The sequence below is a fragment of the Bacillus canaveralius genome, from assembly GCF_002860125.1.
In the GTDB taxonomy this organism is placed as follows: Bacteria; Bacillota; Bacilli; order Bacillales; family Cytobacillaceae; genus Bacillus_BJ; species Bacillus_BJ canaveralius.
Map to the genome: position 1 here is coordinate 1 of NZ_PGVA01000062.1, position 23,104 is coordinate 23,104.

Annotated in this window: 20 protein-coding genes, 1 pseudogene and 1 riboswitch; of the genes and pseudogenes, 13 read left to right on the forward strand and 8 right to left on the reverse strand. The window is 41.4% G+C overall.

Going from position 1 to position 23,104, the window contains the following annotated elements; translation table 11 throughout:
- Window positions 1-299 precede the first annotated feature (299 nt).
- From CU635_RS19870 to CU635_RS19885, 4 genes are all read left to right on the forward strand, one after another.
- On the forward strand, window positions 300-2,774 hold the full coding sequence (locus CU635_RS19870; protein ID WP_101579113.1) for a S8 family serine peptidase: 2,475 nt from the start codon (window positions 300-302) through the stop codon (window positions 2,772-2,774).
- Window positions 2,775-2,883: 109 nt separating this feature from the next.
- Window positions 2,884-3,669, forward strand: coding sequence for an AraC family transcriptional regulator (locus CU635_RS19875; RefSeq protein WP_308303527.1), 786 nt, complete (start codon window positions 2,884-2,886; stop codon window positions 3,667-3,669).
- Between the two features lie 308 nt (window positions 3,670-3,977).
- On the forward strand, window positions 3,978-4,409 hold the full coding sequence (locus tag CU635_RS19880) for a VOC family protein (RefSeq protein ID WP_101579114.1): 432 nt from the start codon (window positions 3,978-3,980) through the stop codon (window positions 4,407-4,409).
- Between the two features lie 233 nt (window positions 4,410-4,642).
- On the forward strand, window positions 4,643-4,891 hold the full coding sequence (locus CU635_RS19885) for a hypothetical protein (RefSeq protein ID WP_101579115.1): 249 nt from the start codon (window positions 4,643-4,645) through the stop codon (window positions 4,889-4,891).
- Window positions 4,892-4,954: 63 nt separating this feature from the next.
- Here the strand turns inward: CU635_RS19885 and CU635_RS19890 are convergent, their stop codons facing one another.
- Entirely contained in the window at window positions 4,955-5,872 is a 918-nt protein-coding gene (locus CU635_RS19890; protein WP_101579116.1) for a DMT family transporter, read from the reverse strand.
- A 163-nt stretch (window positions 5,873-6,035) separates the two neighbouring features.
- Between CU635_RS19890 and shc the strand changes: the two genes are divergently transcribed.
- From shc to CU635_RS19920, 6 genes are all read left to right on the forward strand, one after another.
- Window positions 6,036-7,931: a squalene--hopene cyclase gene (gene shc / locus CU635_RS19895; RefSeq protein WP_101579117.1), complete on the forward strand. Its 1,896-nt coding sequence runs from the start codon at window positions 6,036-6,038 to the stop codon at window positions 7,929-7,931.
- A 657-nt stretch (window positions 7,932-8,588) separates the two neighbouring features.
- A complete protein-coding gene (locus tag CU635_RS19900) occupies window positions 8,589-8,933 on the forward strand; it encodes a lmo0954 family membrane protein (RefSeq protein ID WP_101579118.1) in 345 nt (114 codons plus the stop codon).
- 21 nt (window positions 8,934-8,954) lie between these two features.
- Window positions 8,955-9,602 carry a PspA/IM30 family protein gene (locus CU635_RS19905; RefSeq protein ID WP_101579119.1) on the forward strand — a complete coding sequence of 216 codons (648 nt, stop codon included), beginning with the start codon at window positions 8,955-8,957 and terminating at the stop codon, window positions 9,600-9,602.
- Between the two features lie 107 nt (window positions 9,603-9,709).
- Entirely contained in the window at window positions 9,710-10,444 is a 735-nt protein-coding gene (gene liaF / locus CU635_RS19910; protein WP_180956575.1) for a cell wall-active antibiotics response protein LiaF, read from the forward strand.
- Entirely contained in the window at window positions 10,441-11,487 is a 1,047-nt protein-coding gene (locus CU635_RS19915; protein WP_101579121.1) for a sensor histidine kinase, read from the forward strand. The genes liaF and CU635_RS19915 overlap by 4 nt, the downstream gene beginning before the upstream one ends.
- Window positions 11,480-12,112, forward strand: coding sequence for a response regulator transcription factor (locus CU635_RS19920; RefSeq protein WP_101579122.1), 633 nt, complete (start codon window positions 11,480-11,482; stop codon window positions 12,110-12,112). Before CU635_RS19915 ends, CU635_RS19920 begins: the two co-directional genes overlap by 8 nt.
- A gap of 68 nt (window positions 12,113-12,180) precedes the next feature.
- Here CU635_RS19920 and CU635_RS19925 read toward each other — a convergent pair whose 3' ends face one another.
- Entirely contained in the window at window positions 12,181-13,674 is a 1,494-nt protein-coding gene (locus CU635_RS19925) for a peptide MFS transporter (protein ID WP_101579123.1), read from the reverse strand.
- 228 nt (window positions 13,675-13,902) lie between these two features.
- On the opposite strand from CU635_RS19925, the gene CU635_RS19930 reads away from it, so the two are divergent.
- Together CU635_RS19930 and CU635_RS19935 are read left to right on the forward strand one after the other, a co-directional pair.
- The gene (locus tag CU635_RS19930) at window positions 13,903-15,234 is read left to right on the forward strand and encodes a polysaccharide biosynthesis protein (protein ID WP_101579124.1); all 1,332 of its coding nucleotides are present in this window, start codon (window positions 13,903-13,905) and stop codon (window positions 15,232-15,234) included.
- 319 nt (window positions 15,235-15,553) lie between these two features.
- The gene (locus CU635_RS19935; RefSeq protein WP_101579125.1) at window positions 15,554-16,072 is read left to right on the forward strand and encodes an RNA polymerase sigma factor; all 519 of its coding nucleotides are present in this window, start codon (window positions 15,554-15,556) and stop codon (window positions 16,070-16,072) included.
- Between the two features lie 39 nt (window positions 16,073-16,111).
- On the opposite strand, the gene CU635_RS19940 is transcribed toward CU635_RS19935, so the two are convergent.
- Both CU635_RS19940 and CU635_RS19945 read right to left on the reverse strand, forming a co-directional pair.
- Window positions 16,112-16,819, reverse strand: a complete 708-nt coding sequence (locus CU635_RS19940) for a TrkA C-terminal domain-containing protein (protein ID WP_101579126.1) — start codon at window positions 16,817-16,819, stop codon at window positions 16,112-16,114.
- 170 nt (window positions 16,820-16,989) lie between these two features.
- Window positions 16,990-17,259 carry a hypothetical protein gene (locus tag CU635_RS19945; RefSeq protein WP_101579127.1) on the reverse strand — a complete coding sequence of 90 codons (270 nt, stop codon included), beginning with the start codon at window positions 17,257-17,259 and terminating at the stop codon, window positions 16,990-16,992.
- Window positions 17,260-17,537: 278 nt separating this feature from the next.
- On the opposite strand from CU635_RS19945, the gene CU635_RS19950 reads away from it, so the two are divergent.
- The gene (locus CU635_RS19950; protein WP_101579128.1) at window positions 17,538-18,479 is read left to right on the forward strand and encodes a magnesium transporter CorA family protein; all 942 of its coding nucleotides are present in this window, start codon (window positions 17,538-17,540) and stop codon (window positions 18,477-18,479) included.
- Window positions 18,480-18,570: 91 nt separating this feature from the next.
- Here CU635_RS19950 and CU635_RS19955 read toward each other — a convergent pair whose 3' ends face one another.
- The 4 genes and pseudogenes from CU635_RS19955 to mscL form a co-directional block, all read right to left on the reverse strand.
- Window positions 18,571-20,259 carry an HD domain-containing phosphohydrolase gene (locus tag CU635_RS19955; RefSeq protein ID WP_101579129.1) on the reverse strand — a complete coding sequence of 563 codons (1,689 nt, stop codon included), beginning with the start codon at window positions 20,257-20,259 and terminating at the stop codon, window positions 18,571-18,573.
- 159 nt (window positions 20,260-20,418) lie between these two features.
- Window positions 20,419-20,913 carry a helix-turn-helix domain-containing protein gene (locus CU635_RS19960; RefSeq protein ID WP_101579130.1) on the reverse strand — a complete coding sequence of 165 codons (495 nt, stop codon included), beginning with the start codon at window positions 20,911-20,913 and terminating at the stop codon, window positions 20,419-20,421.
- A gap of 402 nt (window positions 20,914-21,315) precedes the next feature.
- A riboswitch (cyclic di-GMP riboswitch) is annotated at window positions 21,316-21,404 on the reverse strand.
- 899 nt (window positions 21,405-22,303) lie between these two features.
- Window positions 22,304-22,495 (reverse strand): annotated as a pseudogene (locus CU635_RS19965) (DUF3243 family protein); the annotation flags it as partial.
- Between the two features lie 75 nt (window positions 22,496-22,570).
- On the reverse strand, window positions 22,571-22,960 hold the full coding sequence (mscL, locus tag CU635_RS19970) for a large-conductance mechanosensitive channel protein MscL (RefSeq protein ID WP_101579132.1): 390 nt from the start codon (window positions 22,958-22,960) through the stop codon (window positions 22,571-22,573).
- Between the last annotated feature and the right edge of the window lie 144 nt (window positions 22,961-23,104).

A 23,104-nucleotide genomic window follows, 5' to 3' on the forward strand; every position in this document is an offset into this window, starting at 1 on the left:
ATTCATGAATCCGCTTACACGTTTTAGGTGGAAATAAATTCCGCCAACAAATGCTTGACTCAAACAAATAATCTGATCAAAGTGCCTTCGATACCGAATTCGGTATTAAGGCGCTTTGCTTGTAATATGACCATCCGGGGCACTATACCTCGTAACTATCGGTCTATAACTTTTGTACGATAGGAGAATACTCCTTCCGGGTTTCAATTTTATAACCTTTGTGGAATATTCACTTTGACACCCTTTAATAGATAATAGACTTATAATTATTTATTTTTAAAAATGAGAGGAGAACGAAAATGAAACGATGGTTACTTGTCTTGTTTGTGTTAATTCTATTCTTTCCCGCGTTTGCCAGTCAAAATAGGGCAGTTCAAGCAAATGCCGAAAGCCAGGCAGTTCTTGACCCGCTTCTTGAAAAAGCAATGGAAACCGAAAGCAGCCTGCAGGTCATTGTCAGCTTTGATGGAGATGGGGCACCAACATCATCGCAGCTTAACCTTTTGAAGGGACTTGGAATTGACACAGGTATCACAATGAAGTCGCTGCCGATCACTGGTGTTGTCGCAACAAGAGATCAGATCGAAAAATTGGCAACGCACGATGAAGTCCGTTCCATTTATTTAAATAAGAAACTCACTTATTTTAACGAAGAAGCTACGGATGTCACCGGTGTGGATAAAGTTCGAACTGATGATTCTTTTCGAAAAGCCAATAACGGGCTGCCTGTTTCCGGAAAAGGAATCGGGGTTGTCATCAATGACAGCGGCGTCGATGGAACTCACAAAGACCATGAGTTAGGCAGGAATTTAGTGCAAAACGTGATGGCTTCGACGAACTTAAATAGTCTTGCCCCAGAACTGCTGCCGATTACTTATCAGGAAAACGTTCCGAACACGGATACGAATTCAGGCCATGGAACGCATGTTGCCGGAACGGTCGGGGGCACGGGCGCGATGTCTTCAGGCAAATATGAAGGTGTTGCTCCGGGAGCCGACTTGATCGGTTACGGATCAGGCGCTGCTTTGTTCATTTTGGATGGAATCGGCGGTTTTGACTATGCGATTACCCATCAGCAACAATACAATATCCGCGTCATTACAAATTCATGGGGATCGACAGGGGATTTCGATCCGAATGATCCAATCAATATTGCCAGTAAAAAAGCGTACGACCGCGGAATTACAGTCCTTTTTGCCGCCGGAAATGAAGGGCCTGGTGAGAACACGCATAACCCTTATGCAAAAGCGCCTTGGGTCATTTCGGTTGCAGCAGGTGTTAAAGACGGTACATTAGCCGACTTTTCTTCACGGGGAACGAAAGGTGTTGGCGGAAAGTTTACGATCGACGGCCAGGAATGGACATGGAAGGATGAACCCGCGATAACTGCACCTGGTGTTGATATCATTTCAACACGCGTCATCGCACCGGTATCAAGTCTGTCCGCTGATCAAGATGCTGCAGTACTCAGTCCGGCCCATTTGCCGTATTACACGCATATGAGCGGAACTTCGATGGCGACTCCGCATGTTGCCGGAATCACCGCGCTCATTCTTGAAGTAAATCCTGAGCTTTCTCCTGCGGAAGTGAAACAAATTTTACAAGAGACAGCTACCAACATGCCAGGCTATGAGACATGGGAGGCCGGTGCCGGCTATGTCAATGCATATGCAGCTGTTGACAAAGCCTTCAACGGCAAAGCTTACGGAAAAACCGTCAACATGTTTCAGAACTTTAACAGCAATGTGAACTCGTCCACAGAACGGACTGAATTTGAAGTAGACTATAATCCATTGACATTCGTTTCGACCAATCAATACGAATTTACCGTAAAAGAAGGGCTAACAAGCCTTACAGCCAAGGTCGATGGAAAAGGATTGCTGGAGGAAACGGGAAATCCGATCAATCTCGTGTTAATTGCCCCGGATGGTACGGAGTACAGCTCGGGCGTAAGTTTGTTGTTCCCGCTCTACTACGATCGCACTGTCTCTGTCAATTCCCCGGCAGCTGGTACATGGAAAGCCGAAATAAGAGGACTGAGGGGCAATGAAGTGAATCCAGTCGGAGCAGCACTTCCTGAGACCGTCAAAGGTACTCTGGCATTCACAAAGGTAAGCGGTTTTACCGGATTGAATGACATAAACGGGCATCCGGCTGCGGCGGCGATTCAAATCGGCGCAGGCGAAAGATTGTTTGACGGATATTCAAATGGAACATTCAAACCGGATTCAGCCCTGTCGAGAAAAGAGCTGGCGAAATACCTCGTGATGGGTGCGGAAATCCGGCAATCACTGCCAGCCGTCGGACAAAAAACATTTTTTGATGTTGCCAGTGAGGATCTGCCTTTTGCCGAAGCAACCGCTGCAAAGGGTGCCGCGTTCGCAGATAACAAGCAGATCCAAAACGGTGTTATCCTGCCAAAAGCGAGCGGAAAATTCGCGCCAAAGGATGCTGTGACCCGTGCGGAATTAGCCTACTCATTAGTCCAGAGCCTTGGGTTGCAAAACGAGGCAAAAGCGTTTGAAGGTGAAGTGACTGTTCAGTATAAAGACGAAAGAATCGCCATTAAGGATGCGGCGGACATCCCAGCCGAACTTAAAGGATATGTCCAGCTCGCTTTAGACTTAAATATCCTGAATGCCAAGTTCTCAGTGTCGCAGGGGCCGTATGACTTAAAACCAACCGTCACAGCGACGTTCAGCCCGAAGCAAACCGTAACACGCGGTGATTTTGCCGTCGCTATGACGAGGTACTACAATGCTTTTCTAAAGTAAAAATTAGGAGCCGGACAGCGAAATTGCTGGCCGGCTTCTTTGATATTTGAAGGGATTTTCGATATTGTCAGAGAATTATATATTTTATGAAATTCGCAAGGAGGTTGTTGTGATATTGGATTCGGAACACAAGAAAGCGTCAGAAGAAGCAATTAAGTTTATGCAAAAGCGTTTACATGAAGACATAACAACTGTTGAACTTGCAACGCATGTTGGCTATAGTACATACCATTTTATCAGGATTTTCAAAGAGATCACCGGAGTAACTCCAAGGCATTATCTTTCCGCCCTGAGAATAGAATCGGGCAAACAAATTCTCCTCGATTCGTCGGCGTCGAATCTTAAAACCCTGCTAGCAATCGGGTTTCGCAGCATGGGGTCATTTTCTTCCCGGTTCAAGAAGCTCGTCGGCTTGTCACCGAAAGGATTTCGGCTCGAATCGGAAGCTCTCGTAAACTATGTGAATCAGTATAGACATAAAGAAATAATCGGACCGGTTGATGTGCCAAGCCAGTCTCCATGTATCCGTTGCGTTCTCCAGGTGCCGGCTTCTTTTAAAGGATTAATTTTTGTTGGGCTCTTTCCCCGCCCAATTCCGGATCAAAGGCCGGTTGCGGGGACGGCCCTTCATCATACAAAAAGGATTCACAGCTTTGCAAATGTTCCGCTCGGACAATATTATGTTTTAGCTGCCGGCATTCCATGGAGTTTAAATCCGAAAAACTACTTTGTATATGACAATGCATTGCGGGGAAAATCAGAGCTGGTTACTGTACAGGAAGATTCTAGTTTAGAAGTGAATATAGAATTGAGGGAACCGCTGCCATACGATCCGCCGATTCTGATCAATTTGCCGTTGTTGTTATTTGAAAAGGATCACAATAAAGCAAACTAAAAGAATTCTAGCTTATTTATTTCCAATATATTTAGAGTAAGAAAGGGGAGAAAGTATGTTAAATCAAATCGGGGTATGAACGATCCGTGTCCACAACTTAAAAGAAGCGATCACGTTTTATACTGAGCTCATCGAAAGATAGCTGGAAAATGTTATATTTAAGTTATATAGTCATAATAAATAAGAATACAAATTTAAGTCTGCCACAGCTTTAGAAGCTGTGGTATTTTTAACTAAAAAGTAACAGAACATTGTCTATTTTTGGTATTATTAAAGCGTAGTTAAGTAAATTTAAAGGAGTGGTAGGGATGGTACCGCAAAGAGTAAGTTTGATCACGATAGGCGCAATGGATTTGCCGAATTTAAGGGCTTTTTATCAGCGGTTAGGGTGGGAAGAAACAGACATTAGCTCTGATCATTATGCTGTGTTCAAGACGGCGGGGGTTCTGCTCTCGTTGTTTCCGATTGGCGATTTAACAAAAGATGCTGGTGTTGAAATTTCTAAACCAGCAGAAGCTTATGCTCCTATCACATTCGCAATCAACGTTGACGAACCAGAACAAGTGGACTTGACAATCGAATTAATACGCGAAGCCGGCGGGAAAATCCTTCGCGAACCAAGCGGGGCCGCCTGGGGAGGCAGAACTGCCTATTTTGCTGATCCGGAAAATAATCTCTGGGAATTGGCATGGAATCCCGATTCAGTGTTTGACGAGCGCGGCGCGATGATATCGTTTTAATTTTACTTAATTGCTTGCCCGCTGAAAATCGGCCCGAAGTCATTGAGAGGCGAATCGATATATTCACTGAAGAACTGGGCTTAGATAAGGAAAAAATGCTGCTATGGGGATATGCCCACACTGTGCTTTCGACAAGTTGGTCGGTAGAGGATAACGGAAAGTATGATAAGACGTTTTTTGATTGTATTGCTATTTTTGAAGCTTTATATAAAAGACATTCAAGGGGAACTTAAATGAATACTTTTGAAATACTATTATTGTTTAATCCCGTTTTTATGTTTCTGTTTGGCATTATTTTTTGTTTGGTTGCCCCAAAGTGGTGGAAGTGGATACCTTTTATTATTTTTATTCTGAGTTTGGTATTAATGCTTACATTTCAAAGGTTATCCTATGATTCTACCCTAGTGGTTTACGCCTTCATTTATTCTCTGCTCAGTTTAGTTGGGGCAGGTATCGTTATCGGGATTAAAAAGGTTATTTAAAATGAAATTTTCGCACCTGAATGCGGCTGCCTGTAAATCTGAGGCAGCCTCAGCTTTCAGTTTCTATGAAACTTTGATGCGCCGTCGTCTTTTTCTTATCAAATCCTCCATTGCCCCTGATCCAAATACCACTCCTGAGACAATCAGAATAAGGCCGGCGAAGTGGGAAGGATAGAACTGTTCTCCAAGGAAAACTGCTGATCCAAGCAATGCAAAAAATGTACTTAAATTCAAAAAAATTGCAGCCTCAGCCGGTCCGGTTTGGCCGATTGCATAGTTGTAGATATAATGTCCAAGCGCAGTAGCGAGGATCGCTGAAGCGAAAAATACGCCCCAAACATAGGCTGGCGCCCCACCAAGTGTTTTGAGACCATCAGGCTCTATCACGATACTGAGCAAAAAGAGAATGAATGAGCCAATGATCAGCATATACCCTGTTAAGAGGCGCGGGTCCAAGGTAGTTGAAGCCTTTTTAATTAAAATAAAGCTCATACCTTGAGCTAAAATCGACAGAAACACATAAAAATCACCCAAGTTAATATCGCCAATCTCTTTATTGCCAGCAAGCACGGTAAAGCTAATGCCAATCCCGCCCAGCACAAATCCAATCAGCTGAAGTCGTGTTGGAAATCTCTTTAAAAAGATCAACGCAAAGCAGGCGGTAATGAGGGGGCCGAGTCCGAGAATTAATCCTCCGTTTGTAGCCGTTGTTCTTGCTAGGCCTGTTGCTAAAAATAAATGATGGGCAACAACATTTAATAGACCTCCGACAATGATATACCCAAGCTCTTGACTTGACGGCTTACGTATTTTTTGGGAGATTGCCAGAATCAATAATACGCAGACGCCAGCAGTGAAAATTCGTAACGCGGTAATCGTCACAGGCATAAAATGCTCGACAAGAATCTTAAGCACCGACACATTTAGTCCCCAAATGAGCATAACACCTGTCAGAACCAAATAAATCTGATAGTTTTTCAAGCTGTCATCTTCTTTCTATGCAAAAGGAGCTTACCTTTAAAATTATCTTCTCATTATAATATTTTCCAATCTAATACTCAAAGGTTAATGACCTGAGTATGTATGGGAAATCACATCAAGAATATACATGGAGTGACGATTTGATTTTAGGAGGGGCGCAATTGTGCATGAACTGGATCAGGAAATCGAGCGACTAATCCATGTTTTGAAAGAGCAGCAAAAGGAGGACGGGTCATGGGGATATCCTTTTGAGACCGGAATCATTACGGATGCCTATATGATTATTTTGCTTAGATCATTAAAAATCGATGATGAGGAGGAGTTGATAAAAGCCCTTGTTAAGCGAATTGAACGGAAACAGGAAGAGAACGGGGCTTGGAAGTTGTATAAAGACGAACAGGGAGATGGCAATCTCTCTTTGACGATTGAGGCTTACTATGCACTGCTTTATTCGGGCTATCGTAATGAGCATAACCCAGCCATTCTTGCAGCGCGAAAATTTATTTACGAAAACGGCGGATTAAAAAAAGCAGGCATGTATACAAAAATCATGCTCGCGACGACAGGCCAATACAGCTGGCCCGCCTTTTTTCCGATTCCGATCGAGACAGTGCTGCTCCCGGCTTCTTTCCCGATTAACAAGTTCGACATTTCAGTGTTTGGCAGGGCCAATCTGGTGCCGATTCTCCTTCTTGCCAATGCGAAGTATCAACGGAAAACGGTACTAAGCCCCAATCTGCAAAGCTTAAATTTTCGCACGAACAATGACGATGACTGGGAGGAATTTCAATCTCGGGAGTGGCAAATTTGTTATTCTTCTCTGAAAAATGCGTTCAACAGCATATTGGAGCTTCCTGCACAGCTTCATAAAAAAGCCTTAAACCGTGCAGAAAGTTTCATGTTGGAACGGCGTGAACCTGATGGAACGCTGTACAGCTATTTCAGCTCAACCTTTTATATGATTTTCGCCCTGCTTGCTCTCGGTTATGCGAAAAACGACCAGATCATCGAAAAAGCTGTAAACGGCTTAAAGAATATGGCTTGCCGGATTGATGATGATATACATATGCAATATACGACAGCAAGTGTCTGGAATACTTCACTGATCAGTTATACATTGCAAGAAGCGGGCCTGCCGCACCAGGACGAGAGTGTGCGCCGGGCAAACCGTTACCTGCTTTCGCGCCAGCATCATAAATATGGAGACTGGCAGATTCATAACCCGAATGGCGCGCCGGGAGGCTGGGGCTTTTCTGATGTGAATACAATCAATCCTGATGTCGACGATACAACAGCGTCGCTTCGAGCCCTTTACGAGTCTACTAAAAGAGACGAGACAGCAAGAAACTCGTGGCAGAAGGGGCTTGATTGGACATTAACGATGCAAAATGATGACGGGGGCTGGGCAGCTTTTGAAAGAAACGTTGATAAAAAACTGCTTCACTTACTGCCAATTCAGGGCGCGGAATTTATTTTAACCGACCCGTCATCGCCCGATTTAACAGGCAGAACCTTAGAATTTCTTGGACGATACGTCAGTCTCGCCAACCCGAAACACACAATAGGACGCACAATTAATTGGCTATTAAATAACCAAAGACACGATGGAGCGTGGTATGGCAGATGGGGGATCTGCTATATTTATGGGACGTGGGCAGCGGTTACCGGTTTAACGTCAGCCGGAGTTCCAAACGGACATCAGGCCATCAAAAAAGCAGAACGCTGGCTGATCAGTATCCAAAATGAGGACGGAGGCTGGGGAGAATCATGCAACAGTGACATTCATAAGAAATATGTGCCACTAGGTACAAGCACGCTCATCCACACAGCATGGGCAGCAGATGCGCTCCTGTCTATTTCAGAAGAGGAGACACCTGAAATCAAAAAAGCGATAGCTTATCTCGTGAGCGAAGGGACCAAACAGGACTGGACGATTGATTATCCAACCGGACAGGGCATGGCCTCCTTTTTCTATATTCATTATCACAGCTACAGGTATATCTGGCCGTTGCTGACGTTGAGCAGGTATAGGAAGAAATTCATGTCTACGTTATCTTAAAATCTTATCCAAAAATTGCTGTCAGGATAGTTTTATTTGAATGAATTTCATAAAGCAATTCTTTAATTGAAAAACGAACAGTCATTCAAAGTTAAGATCGTATTATTCGTTTCCTGCAGCATGCTCCTATATATGTAGACAACTTCATTCGTTTTTCGGTTTTGACTCATTTAGATATTAAATCAAAAATCCGCAAGGGATTAAAAATAAAGTAAATCATGATTAGTGTTAAACCAAAGATGAAGAGAAATAAGAGTGCTTTTTTCATCCTTAAAACCTCCATTACTTTTGTCTAAATTATATCAAATTTCTCAGAGATCAAGAGAATGAAGAACAGAAAGACAAGGAAAATTTGCTTGCTTGAATTTTTTTTAAACTCAAAAATTTATTCAGCTGCTGGGGCTGTGATAATATTTTAGGGAAAGCGGATCTTTAAATTGTTAATAGAATGTTGTTTCTTGCACAGCCATCGCTCCTGATTAGAGCGGTGGTTTTTATATATAAATCTAACTGAGAAAGATATATCCGCGGAATGCATCCGGACAAGCCAGACTTATATCTGCTAAGCCTCAAGTCTGATCTGAAAATAAAGCTGAGGCTCGTTATAGGAAGCTCGGGATACAGGTAAGATGAAATCAAGAAAGGAGGAAACGAAAAATGAAAAAATTCGGTTTGCTTTTAATAGGAGGAATTGCCGCGCTGGTGCTGATCTCACAGCTCGGTCCAATGATCGGTTTGGCGGTGAGTCTGCTCGTCCTGTATCTGGTTGTGAAGCAGTTTTTAAAGACGGAATCGACATGGGCGAAGATAGGCTGGGCTGCGATTGGATTTATGGCGCTAATGGCATCAGCATCAAATGTTCCAGCCATTCTTGGAGTTGCCGCAGCTTATATCCTCTATGTTGTCTACAAACAGTGGAACGGTAGGAAAATGACTTTTAAAGAAGAGAAAGATCCGTTTGTAAACTTTGAAAAAGAGTGGTCCAACCTAAAAAATTATTAAGAAGAGAAGGAGTGTTCAATGATGACAAACCTATTCAACCGCATAAAAAATACGATTGCCGCTGATTTGCATGAGGCATTAGACCAAAAAGAACAAAAAAATCCAATTGCGATGCTTAATCAATATTTGCGCGAATGTGAGCAGGAAACCGAGAAAGTTCGCAAGCTGCTTGAAAGACAATTTCGGCTAAAGGAACAGTTTACTCGTGAATGCCATCAGGCGCGGGAGCTGGAAGAGAAACGAAAGCGCCAGGCGGAGATTGCCCTAAAGGCAGGAGAAGCCGAGCTGTATGAATTCGCTTCACAGGAGCACCGCCAGTACGAGGAGCGTGCAGCACGTCTGGATGAAGCCTTGCAAAACGCCGACCGCCAGCTTGCTGAGCTGGAAAGAAAATATGAAGAAATGAATCACAAGCTAAAGGATATGAACATTCGCCGCATGGAGCTGATGGGCCGCGAAAATGTTACACGCGCGAATTATCGAATGAACCAGGTTCTTGATAATACCACATACTCGAACCAAGCTTATTCCCGCTTTCAGGAAATTGAAACGTATCTTGACCGTTTGGAGCACCAGGTACACAGCTCTTATTACCGGAGCACGATCGATGCCCGGATTGCCAAACTTGAAAAAGATGTGAAAAAAGAAGAAACCCATTCTATTTCGTAACAGAAACATGGTATTCTTAAAAGGCGTAGGCTTTCTGCGCCTTTTTGCACTTATCACCCGAGTCTATAATCCTATTTTTTACTGCCGCAGGAAGGGAGGAAATGCCTGTGCTCGATAAAATCAAAAGCGATTATATTAGTTGGTTCATATTAATCGGCTGTATATTGCTTCTTCTTGAAGTGACTTTCTTTAATAAAGGGCTTATCTTTTCCCTTCTCGTGGCTGTCGGCATGATTTATTTCGGGCGCAAGGCAACGCCGGGGACGTTTGGGAAAATCCTGTTTTGGAGCGGGCTTATTTTTTTCTTTGCCAGCATCATTGGCATGATGACATTCAGGTTTTTCTTGCTCGCCATACTTGTCCACTTTGTCATTCAATATTCACAATCAAAACGAAAGCCGGAACAGATCAATCCAGTGTTAAAAGAGCCGGTCCTGTTTAACAGCGAGGAAGAGGTCGTTAGGAAAAAACCGCTCTTTGATAATGTTCTGTTTGGGCAGCAAAAAACACCTGAGCGTGTATACGAATGGAATGATATCAATATCCAGGCAGGGTTTGGCGATACAGTCATAGATTTAAGCTATACTGTTCTGCCTCCTGGGGAGACTGTTGTATTTATTCGTAATTTTATTGGCAATGTCCAGATCCTCGTACCGTATGACCTCGAGGTCAGTATTCATCACTCAGTCATTGCCGGTTCGATAAAAGTCTTCAATTTTCAGGAACCAAAAGCGTTCAATCGTACATTCCTGCTCCAGACACCAGGGTATGAAACACAAGAGCAGAAGATTAAAATATTCACCTCATTGATCGTCGGGGATGTCGAGGTGAAAAGGGTATGAGTACGGTACAGCGCCAAATTCTCTGGGGCGCCTTTCTCTCTTTAATTGTTTTTGTATTGTCCGCTGCCGCTTTTTTAGCCGCATACCCTTTAGCGGCTTGGTCAGAGCTCTGGAAGCGCCAGTTGATGGACATCCCGTTTATTGTATTTCTGCCAAGTGTCAGTGTGGCAATCGGCATTATTTTCGGGTTTACCTCCGGCCTTACAAGGCGCAAGCAGCTACAGGCGATTGAAGGGTATCTTCGTCAACTCGAAGAGGGACGTCAATTCGAAATTGCCGGACCCGAAAGCAATCCTGACCTCTCTGCGATTACAAGCAGAATTGCAAAAGTCCAAAAGCAAATCGCGGAACAGACAAAGCTTTCACAGCGGCTCGCTACCGAAAAAGCCGAGGACCAGGAGACGAGAATTCAGGAAATTATTTCTCAGGAACGAAACCGGTTGGCCAGAGAGCTTCATGACTCTGTAAGCCAGCAATTGTTTGCAGCTTCAATGCTGATGTCTGCAATCAATGAGGCGAAGACCGATTCAGATAATAATCTTGAAACAAAACAGTTGAAAATTGTCGAAGAAATGATTCACCAGTCCCAGCTTGAAATGAGGGCTCTTCTTCTCCATCTCAGACCTGCTGCCTTGAAGGGAAAAACGCTTCAGGAAGGAATTGTTGAGCTGCTTATTGAATTATCACAAAAGGTAACGATGGAGATCGTCTGGAAGGTAGAGGAATTTCCTCTCGATAAAGGGGTGGAGGACCATCTGTTTCGGGTTTTACAAGAAAGTGCATCCAATACCCTTCGCCACTCAAAAGCAACGAAGCTAGAGGTTCTGCTTATTAAAAGGGATGAGTTTATCATTTTGCGAATATCCGATGATGGCATCGGTTTTGATATAGAAGAACAAAAAGCCGGTTCATATGGGCTGCAAAACATGCATGAGCGCGCATTGGAAATAGGTGCAACCCTTAAAATAGTCAGCCTAAAAAATAAAGGAACCCGTCTGGAAGTCAAAGTTCCGATAATGAGTGAAGGTGAAATCGATGATTAAAGTATTGTTTGTTGACGATCACGAAATGGTCCGAATCGGTGTGTCCTCGTATTTGTCTGCCCAGCCTGACATCGACGTCATAGCAGAAGCAGATAACGGCCGAACCGGGGTTGAGCTCGCACTGCAGCTGCGCCCTGATATTATTTTAATGGACCTTGTCATGAAGGAAATGGACGGAATTGAAGCGACACAAAAAATTATCGACAGTTGGCCGGATGCGAAAATCATTATTGTGACAAGCTTTCTTGACGATGAAAAGGTCTATCCTGCTCTCGAAGCAGGCGCAACCAGTTATATGCTGAAAACATCAAAGGCTAGTGAAATAGCCAATGCCGTTCGCGCAACCTATCACGGCCAGCCAGTATTGGAGCCGGAGGTGACCGGGAAAATGATGATGAAGATGCGAAAGCAAAACCAGCATGCTCCCCATGAGGAGCTGACAACCCGAGAAATGGAAATATTGCTGCTGATGGCAGAGGGAAAGTCGAACCAGGACATGGCAGATGAATTATTTATCGCACTCAAGACCGTAAAAACCCACGTCAGTAATATTTTAAGCAAGCTCCAGGTTCAGGACAGAACCCAGGCCGTTATTTATGCTTTTAAACATTCGTTGGTCAAGTGAAACATCAATGTATTCCAAATAAAAATCGCCTGTTCTCCGAGAGGAGGCAGGCGATTTTTCTATCAGGGTTAACGTACACCCTTCATATATTCTTGAATTTTTGGAGAAAGACTTAACAGAATCACGCCAATTAAAATCGCGACAGCTCCGATTGCTCCAAAATAGATGATTTCAGTTTCCGGGCGATATAATTTAACGATTTGAGCGTTAATGGCCTGTGCCGATGCGTTGGACAGGAACCATAAACTCATTGTTTGCGCTGAAAAAGCAGCTGGTGCCAGCTTCGTAGTGGCTGACAATCCGACAGGCGACAGCAGCAATTCCCCAAGTACGACCAGGAAGAAGCTGAGCACTAACCAGAGTGGGCTTACGAGTGTTTCAGTTCCATTCATAGCTGCAGGAATGATCATAACGAGGAACGAAAGCCCTGCAAAAAATAAACCATAAGCAAACTTTTTAGAAGTTGATGGCTGCCTGTTGCCAAGCTTGACCCATAGCCATGCAAACACCGGTGCTAAAAAGATGATAAATAAAGGATTTAAAGACTGGAACCATGATGGTGTAATCTCGATTCCACCCAAAGATAGTTGTGTGCGATTGTCAGCATACAAAGCGAGAATAATTGAACCCTGTTCCTGGATAGCCCAAAAGATCATCGCAGCAATAAACAGAGGGATGTAAGCAATGATACGTGATTTCTCTACCTCGTTTGTCTTTGGACTATTGTACATTACAATGAAGTATAGGGTTGGAATAATGATTCCCAAAATACTGATAAGGAAAATAAAGCGTTTAATCGTTAAAAAGCCTGTTTGAATCGAAAAAGCACCTAATATAATCATGATTACTGCGCTGATTCCAATAATACCAAATACTTTTTTTCTTTCTTCCTTTGTTAACGGGTTAGGAACATGCGTGCCTGCTAAGCCAAGATTTTTCTTTTTAGTTAGAACAAAAGTGATAAGTCCAAGCAGCATCCCGATTGCAGCAAGACTAAAACCAAGATGATAATTATACTGTTGTCCGACTGTACCAACAATCAATGGTGCAAGAAAGCCACCTAAGTTAATGCCCATATAAAAAATGCTGAATCCGGCGTCACGACGGGTATCCTCATCGCTATATAAATCACCGACAACACTTGAAACATTAGGCTTTAATAAGCCTGTCCCGATGACGATTAAAGCCATTGATACGAATAATGCTGTAACACCGCCCGGGAAAGATAGCACGATATGGCCGAGCATGATCAAAACACCACCGTAAAACACGGTTCTAGATGTTCCGAGCAATCGGTCTGCGATCCAGCCGCCGATAATACCAGACATATACACTAAAGCCCCATATACTGCCATAATCGAAGCGGCAGTAGTTTGGTCGAGCCCCAATCCACCTTCTGAAATCTCATAGTACATATAATAAAGAAGTATTGCCCTCATCCCATAATAAGAAAACCGTTCCCAGAATTCTGTAAAAAAGAGAGTGAATAATCCTTTAGGATGCCCGAAAAAACCTTTTTGCGGAATACTTTGGATCCTTTTGTTTTTATCCATAGTTGACATAACATAACCTCCTATTTCCACATACTATAATACTACTAATAAATTTATATTGTCAAAAGATTGCCATAAACATTCAAGAAGAGTAACAAACTTCCTGCATAAAAGATTTTTTACCAATATATAAAAATATTTGGCCAACTTGTCTCATACCTTTATAAAAGGGTTATCCCTACAGCGTTTTATCGTTCAAAATATATCCGCACAGGGATATATATGAGGAGAGACAATATGAATAAGTTTCTTAAAGGGACACTCTTATTAGTGGGTGCGGCGTTTTTCGGAGAGTGCATTGAATTTATTGTAAATATGGTACTAGCAAACGAACTTGGGGAGAGAGGGATGGGCCTTTATATGTCCATTTTGCCTTCTGTTTTTTTTATTGTTTTGCTTGCAAGCCTTGAGTTGCCCATTTCTATTTCAAAGTTTGTTGCCGAGAAAGATGAGAAATTCCACCGCAGTATGCTCCAGCATGCCATTCAGATAACGATTATTTTTACAGCAGTTTCTTTATTGGCAGCTGCGGTTGTTATCCCGAACGTTCCGGTGTTTGATAAATATCATCCATTATTTAAGTGGGCAGTGCTTTTATTAATTCCGCTGGTTTCCTTTTCATCGATTGCCAGAGGATTTTTTATGGGCAAGCATCAAATGGGGAAAATCGCCCTGTCCAATTTTCTAAGAAAACTGTTACAGCTCGGATTGCTGGTCGCCGTCTATCAGTTTTTTGATTTTAATCTTGATACAGCTGTGCTGATCGCTTTTTGTACGCTTGTCGGCAGTGAATTCGTCGTTTTTTTATACTTAATTCATATTTTTATTGTTCAATTTATGCAGCTAAAGAGAAGGCCATATAACACGCTCAGCAGGCGTACCGTTCTGCAGAACCTGATGGAAGTGTCGATTCCAACAACCGGAATGCGCGTCTTTCATGCATTTACACATGCGTTGCAGCCCTTTTTAATCAAGGCAGCTCTTATGCGTTCCGGTATATCGGAACCGCTGGCAACCGAGCATTTCGGAATCCTTGCCGGGGTGGCGATGACAATTGGCTTTTTCCCGGCGTTCATTGCCCACTCCCTGCTTATCATGTTAATACCGACTGTCTCAAAAGCCTATTCGCAGAATGAAACAAGCAAGCTGCAAAGGCTTCTGCAAAACGTTCTGACAGCGACATTCATTTACGGTGTACCTTCAGTGGTTGTATTTTATTTTTTTGCCGAACCGCTGACGAATTTGTTCTTTCATTCTCCTGTCGCGGCAAGCTACTTGCAAATGCTCTGGCCGTACTTTCTCTTTCACTTTTTTGTTATTCCGATGCAGGCATATTTAATTGGCCTTGGCCTGATCAGGGATGCTTTCATTCATGTGGTCTGGTCAACATGTATATCATACGGACTGATTTTTTTGCTCGGTTCTCTCCATGATCTGCAGATGGGCGGGGTGATCATCGGGATGAATACGGGTACGATTTTACTAACGTTAATGCACTACTTAACAATTGTCAAAAAACTAAATATCTCATGGTCCTTAAAATTATCAAAGCAGAGTGTTTTAAAATAACGAAGGTTTTCCGCTCATTTTAGCGAATTATTAAAGAAAAAATGTTCCACGCGGCTGGACATTGTCTTTTATGGATTTGACGCGAGGAAAATGTTAAATAAAGTGTAGGGGTTGGTTATTTCCTTTCGTTTATTTAATAGAGTAACTTTCACAATGTAATAATTTAGACCGAACAACGAATGAAGTTCGTCTTACTAAACAGGAGTATCCCGAAGGAACCGAAATACTATGTTAATTTAGATAACCGTTCGTTTTTCAATTCAAGAATTGCTTTATAAACCTTATGAATAGAGAAGTTTTTTTGAGGGGAGCAGGGACCATGGACCGGGAAATCTACTTTGAAAATGAAATTTGTGAACACGGGGCAGCAGTTTTTCATTATATATATTCGTTAGTTAGGCATAAAGAGCTGGCAGAGGATCTGTATCAAGAGGTTCTTTTGTCTGCCTACCTTGCCCTCGGGCAATTTGAACAAAGAGCCAGGCTGAAAAGTTGGATGTACACGATTGCCCTTAATAAATGCCGGGATTACTGGAGGAAAGAAAAAGGCAGACAGCGCTTTTGGCAGGAGAATGCCTGCATCTATTCCAATGATTATGAAGCAAGTTTATTAACTGAAGAATATGTCATTAAAAAACAGGCTGACGAGGCCGTCGAAGCGTCGATCAAGGAGCTTCCAGCCCGATATCAAGATCCGCTGCTGCTTTTTTATTTTAAAGACTGCTCGTTAGCAGAAATTTCCGATGAAACCGGGATTCCTTTATCTACAGTGAAAACAAGGATGAAAAGGGGAAAAGAGCAACTGCGACCAAAATTGAAAATGCTGGCAGTCCAATAGAAAGCCTTCAGGGCTGTCAGCCAACAATATGGTATAATCCTACTTCTCGCTTAATTCTTCTTTTTTTCGATTTTCTGCAATTTCGATATCCTTGTTGAACCTTTGTTTTATGTGCTGCTTGTTTCCGTATAAAATAATATCATCTCCGGGCTGGAGATCTTCTTTATTGCAATTATTCCGCATGATTTTAATTTCTCCTCTTTGAATAAACAAAATCATAATATCATCATCAGGGCTAAGGATATCAGCGATCTTCTTATTGGCAGCCGGTGACTCCTCATAAACGGCTAGCTCAAAAAGTTGGTCATCCTCGTTTGTTAATAGAACTTCTTGGATTGGAAGTTCTGATATATCGTAATGTTCTTCCAGATCGTGTTCGAATAGTTTCTCCAGTTTTCTTTTCAGCAAAGGTGTTTTTAAAATCATTAAAATAAAAATCAGTACACCAACTACATAAGCAGCTTCAACCGCATAAAAATTATCGGATAAAATGCTGCTGATTGTCGAAATGATCACCGCCAGTGAAAAGGCACCAAAGAGAATTAAAAAAGTACTAAGCTTTCTCCTGATCGGGTGGTCAATAATAAGTTCCGATTCGCCAGTTGTAAAGCCTGTTGCAGTTAACATCGAGATAACCTGGAACCTCGCTACCCTCGGCTCAAGACCGGTGAGAATAAATAATGTAACGTTGATTTCAATAACCGCAAGAATAATCGCGATATAAATTAAAATAAAAAGAAAACCCACTTTTTATCACCTCAACCTTCTTTTGCCTAAATGAATGAAATTATGCATGTCCAGGAAATAAAAGAACCCGAGGAGACTTTGTCCGCTCAGGTTCTTTTTCTATGAAATTCCAATGTTGTCATCTGATTTGCCACAACTGCCCCGGCGACAAAATGCTCGATTTATTATGATCATGACTGCTTCACTTCGTTGTAATAATTAACAGAGTACATTGCACCTTCACTGACCATCTTGTTGTCTTCGATATCTTCCGGATCCGGGTGTCCTGCTTTTTCTAATGGCGGCAAACTGTTTGGAAGCTGTTTTCCTGGCATGAATTTTTTTCTTAATTTTGTAGAATAGAACTCAATTTTATTTGAATTAGGTTTTAAAGCGAGCCATAATGCTGTAACGCCCACACCGAACAACACGTAAGATTTAACCGAACCAGACTGGATCATGTTTCTGTTCCTCCCTGTCGTTTTTTAATAAGTTAACATCTAAGGAGTTTGTTTCTTTAAGGTATCCCGCCTTGTTGAATAATATGTACCCGTTTTTATTACAGGAGAAACACAATCGAAAACTTTTTATTTTTCATTGATGGGTGAAATTGCTGTCACCGCTAAAAAAAGTATCTGTTCACAAGAATGGGAAACATGAGAAAGGTCTACTAGTTTTAATAGTTATCAAAAAGGGGAAAAGGGTAACCATGGAAGTGACTTTTTTGGGAGGATAAGATATGGAGCATACATTCCTGCAGCATAATTGGAAATGGTATCAGCTAAAATACGATGATGCTGATCTGGTGCATGAGATCACCAAAGAATATCAGCCTTGCGATGACTGGATGAAAGGTATTAAAGAAAAAAAGTCAAATTTGTTACAAATCGATGTGACAAAATTAAATAAGGAATTTTTGAGGGGTTCAATTGTTTATCAGCAAAATATTGATGATAAAGAAGACCACCATCTTTTCTATTTTTACATTACAAGAGAATTTTTTATTACAGTAGGCCTCGACTTTGAGATTCTGGAATCAACAAACCTGCCGGCGATGCTTGACCAGATGGAAAGGGCAACTTCCCCTATTGAGGGTTTTTCCATTTTGCTGGCTGATATCTTAAATAACTTTTTAAGAAAAGTCGACGAATTCGAAGTTCGCCTCAGGAAATTAATGTGGAGGATTCAAGAGGAAAACAATATAAGTATATTGGATGATATTTTTGATACCCGACATGAGTTATTAATCAGGAAAAACTTGATGATACCACTTATGGAGGTTGAAATGGGTTTGGAGGAAACCTTTAATGATGAGATTAATAAAAAGCCGGAATATCAGCGCTTAAGTAAAAGGCTGGAAAGAGGACTACGCTTAATAGGTGAGTACCAGCAGGAAATCGACACAATGATCGATCTTGAGGAAGTTGTTTCCACACATAGGGGAAATGAAATTATCAAAACGTTGACTGTATTTACTGTTCTCTTTACACCGCTAATGGCATTGGGAGCGCTATGGGGAATGAATTTTGAATTTATGCCCGAGCTGAAATGGAAATTTGGTTATTTATATGCCATTATTTTAATGGTCATATCGACCGTGGCCATTTATCTTTATTTAAGATTAAAAGGATGGATGGGAGATATATTGACCCCAAAAGAAAAGGACTCATTTTTCAAATAGCATACTTCCAAGCATCCCTGCCGATAACCGGCAGGGATGTTTGTGATAGCTCCCGATCAGATGGCGGAATTTACACACCGTCACCAAGCAGCTATCCATTCATTCGAGCCATCTCTTTCGTATTTAGTTGATCCAGCATGTCCGCAAGAGTCGCTGCATGGATATCAGCCTTCAGTGCTGACGTGAGCTTAACCGTTAAGCCTGCGGACACGACAATTAACTGGCGGTGCTGTTCCTTTAACCATTGAATCGTCTGGAGCATTTCAGGAAGTTTCTCTTCGGCAGGCAGTGTGAACCCCAAGTATTTCAATTTCTTTTTTTGGATAAAAGCGAGCAGTTCTTCCTTTGGAATTGAAAGCCCAAGGTTATAAACTTTCCAGCGATTGATTGTCAGGACATCCGCTACAATTTGCAGCGGCACTGACTGTTCTTCATTTCCAAACGAGGTCAGAACAATGCTCTCCCGAGTATGATCAATTTCAGGCATGAATTGTTCAAGAGCTTTATGCATGATATTTTTTGTTGCTTCCTCGGCAATCCTCAGCTCGGACATCGCAATTTCACCATTTTTATACTGGGTATAAAGCTTAGTGATTGAACTGTAAATAATTTTCGAGTAAATCTCTTCAATCCTCATCCCGTCAATGATCACCTGGAAAATCTCATAGGCCTGCTTGATGTCTCCGTTTTTTAATACTTTTATGTAAGCATCAAAGTTCTTTTCAGGATCATATTCGGACCACTCGACCAAATTGCTGATAGTTATTGAGTAATTTGATGGTAGTTCAATAGGCTCTAGCTGATCAAGCAGTCTAACGACCGGCAATGTTGGAAAGGCCTCTTTTATTAACACAATCTTCGCATGTTTATTGTTTGATAAATTGACAATTGCTTCTGCCGGATAGATTTTCAATAATTCGATAAATTGGATTAGACACTCTTTTTCAAACTTGGGAACATCACTGATTAAAAACTGAATAGCCTGCGCAGCATGAAACGGCTCCCTGTAAGGTCTTTTTAAGGTAAGAGCAGAGTAAACATCGACGATCATTAATATTTTCAGCTCCAATGAAAGCAGGTCATTGATTTTCCCCTCCGGATATCCTGAACCATCGATTCGTTCATGGTGGGATTTTGCCAGAACTGCGACCGCTTCGTCAAAGCCAAGGTTTTTTAATATTTTGTAGCCTTCGATTGCATGATTTTGGACGTTCTGGAATTCTTCAATCGTTAGCTTTGTTTCCTTCTGTAAAATATCTCTTGCTACATTAATTTTTCCAATATCATGCAGCAGATAACCGATCGCCAATTCCTCCAGGTTTTTAACTTCCATTTTGCGGGCAAGTAAAGTACCCATAACAAACACGTCGAATGAATGATAATAGCTGTATGAATCCCAGTTTCGCAAAGCGGCCAGCAAACTCTCAATTTTCTCATCCATTAAAGTAGAGACAAATAAGTCTTCAACAAACATCAAGTCTTCCAATTCATACAATAGCTTTCCGTAACGATGCTCGTTCGCAAAATGCGTTAAGTTGGTAAAAAAGGTTTCTTTTATAAATTGAATTTGAAAGCTGTTTGAAACGGATTTGTTTTCCTGGCCGGAGTCAGTCAATATCTCGCTTTTAATAGCAATCTTTTTTACACCAAGTGACTTCAGCTTCTTAATAAGTTCTTCATTTAACAGAGTATCTTTTTTGATAACCAGTGTACTGTCGTGATAGATATCATCTTCGAGTATATCCCGGCTTATGACTTTGTCGATGTCTTTTAAAATCATTTATTTTCCCTCCAACTATTCACCATGGATTGAAATAAGAACTATTTGGGAGATATCTGCTGCAAAACCTGTTAGGTCGAATTTCTGTTATCCTTATTGATTCTTTGATATTTTCTGGCGACACTCATTGGGCTTCTGCCCAGGTGTTTACCTATCACTTCAAAGGAATGTCCCTTTGAGATGAGACATAACATTTGCTGAATCTCTTTGGTGGTCCACTTTTTGTAAGAAACAAAATTCTCGTTTTTTTTTTCGTTCATCCTCAACCCACTCGGGTTCGGGTAAGATCGCATGTTGATCTATTTTTTGAAAATTGACTTTGGATTTGTATTCGCCGGCCCATTCCCAAAAATCCTCAGGGTTAATAAACGTAAACTTTCTGGTTGTCCTTGTAATTTTCACACTGCTTTTTAAATGATGATTATCAATCCAGTTTTTGACTGTGTTCGGATCAACATGGAGATGCTTGGCCAGTTCATTCATGGTAAGCATCCCGGTATGCGATTTCGTTTGCGAGATTCCCAACCTCTTCATTTTCGCGACAACTGCCTTTTCGGTCCTCCTTAACTGATTGGCGATTACAGGTACTTTTTTATTTCCGACACTCACCTTTAGATAATCGACTTCCTCTGTAGTCCATCGTTTGTATAACATTTTTCCATGCACCTTACTTTACCTTTACTATTAAGCTGAAAACTTTAAGCTAAGTATTGTACTGTGTATAGGTTCCAGGTGGCCAGGCACGGAGTTCATCATATTGAAAGACTTGCTTCAGTATTTAAAGGAGTGAGGTAAGCAAAGTGTGACTTAAATACTGAAACAATTGTTCAATAGCAAACTTAAATTGGGTGCGCCCGTTAGATTAATGCAGCCGGGAAAGCGCATACTTGCCTTGGCAATCAATGAAAAAACACTGCATAAAACCAATGTGGTACAGGTACAGTACAACCGTTGTTTATCTAGCATGAAAAATATGGTGTTTCACTTCATTAACTTATCGTTCGCCCCCTTGAGCTATAAAAATAAACCTATTCGCATAAACAGGTTTAAGAAACCTAAAGCAGCTGGCTGACCTGGCAATGTTCCCTGCGTTAGTCCCTTTAGCTTTGCGTCACCACTTTTCAGTGATTTTGCCTTTATAGAGGTAATTACGGTTATTATATATGCCATTCTAAACCAATATGTGTGGAAATTCGACAGCATTTTACGCAGAGGAATAGCATATGTGGTAAAGAGAAAAATAGTTTACATAGAAAAAAAGTTATTTCTAAAAAATATTAAAAGTGGGAAATTGCTACATTTCTATCGAAAGTCTTTTTGTTTCTTTTTAGAATCGATCTTTTATAGGACCTTTATCCTATTCAGAAAGAATTTTTTATGTTTTTTTGATATATTAGTAACCGTATTTTTTTAAATGCTAAATTTTAAATTTTCTATTTACTTTCTATTAACCATCTCATAAAAAGGTACAATTTCTCTGCACTTTTAGATTGGAGCCTTCGATATTCGTACGATTCAACTATTTGGGAACTGTAATCTTGCACGATGTTTTGAACGGGAGAGTATAAAGCGTTAAGCCGTGGCCAAGTCTCCGGAGGTTTCTTTGATAGACCAGTGTTAAACGAACAAGTGAAAGTATATTCTGCAATATAAAAAGGATAGCAATAGATCTGAAGGATTTTCACGGTGGAGGCGCGGATAGGAGCTGTACTGTAAATGGAAGATAAGGTTAGCTGAAGTTTGGAGGTTGATTATTATGAACTCTGGATTTTGGCAGCTTCGTTTAAGGCTTCTATGAACAGAAGCTGTATTTGTAAAAAAATAAGGCTCCGGATCAAGAAAACAATCCAGTCGGGAGTGCGGCTCTTTACTGGCGGAAGGAAGAGGGGAAATCGTTTTTTAGGACTCATTGTATCATGAAGTCAACTTCTATTTTAACAGATTACAGGGCATAGCGATAGCAGAAAAGTAGTTCGCGACAAAGAAAAAAGGACATACCCGTATTGGCTTTTAATCATGGAGAATGTCCTGTATATTATAATGGTTATTCAGCATCAACGAGCTTTACGAGCAGATGGGCAAGCTTGTGTCTTTCTTCCTCGTTTCCTGCTTTCCAAAGCTCTTGCAGCAGCTTTTCTTCACGGTTTTTCGGTTCTGCATGATCCGCCAAATAATCGCCGAATTTCTTGGCTGTGGTAGCAAGCTGAGCATCCGATAAGCCAATCTTTTTTCCAAGATCCAAACGATTTTCAAATAAGCTTTAAAATTTTCAGCAAATAAAAATATGGCAGCAGAGGAAATTTAAGAGCGATTATAATTGTTTTGATCTTTCCTTTAAGAGGTCCCTAATTTCAGAAAGAAGCTCCTCTTGTCTGTCTATGACCAGTTCAGCCGGCTTTTCTTCCTCTTTTCTCTTAAAGCGTTCAATTAGGCGAACCATCATAAAAATTGAAAACGCAATAATCATAAAATTTACAATCGTTTGAATAAATAAGCCGATCTTTATATCTTCTGCTCCGTTCGGCAATGGAAATATCAGTTTTGAAAAATCAATCCCGCCGATAAGCAAACCGACTATTGGCATAATAATATCATTTACAAGAGAAGTAACTATTTTTCCAAAAGCGGTGCCAATAACAACCCCGGTCGCGAGGTCAATGACATTACCTTTTATCGCAAATCTCTTAAATTCGTTCCACAAACAAAACCCTCCCTGAAGACTGTTCAATATAATGCTACTTTACCATAATCGATGTTTAAGATGACATTCCTTATTGTGGATGAGTTTGAGTCAAGCATTTGTTGGCGGAATTTATTTCCACCTAAAACGTGTAAGCGGATTCAT